Below are 239 nucleotides of genomic sequence, written 5' to 3' on the forward strand. Positions count from 1 at the left end.
CCACTTGTCCTTGATGTAGCATGACAGTTCTGGTGCCATGTGCCAAGGCTTGCTGCATCGAGTGCGTGACCATCATGGTGGTCAGTTTATTATCAGTGACGATTTTATCGGTCAGCTCTAACACAAAGGCGGCTGTCTTAGGGTCAAGGGCGGCAGTATGCTCATCAAGCAAAAGTATCTTGGATGGCTGTAAAGAGGCCATGAGCAAGCTTACCGCTTGGCGTTGGCCACCAGATAAT

1 protein-coding gene is annotated in these 239 nt (G+C 49.8%); it reads right to left on the reverse strand.

Features of this window, described 5'->3' with window-relative positions; translation table 11 throughout:
- A partial coding sequence (locus AAEY79_RS16300) for an ATP-binding cassette domain-containing protein (protein WP_407074219.1) occupies positions 1–239 on the reverse strand: 239 nt, incomplete at both ends.

This window comes from Psychrobacter sp. GW64-MNA-CIBAN-0177 (genome assembly GCF_040309585.1).
GTDB classification, from domain to species: domain Bacteria; phylum Pseudomonadota; class Gammaproteobacteria; order Pseudomonadales; family Moraxellaceae; genus Psychrobacter; species Psychrobacter okhotskensis.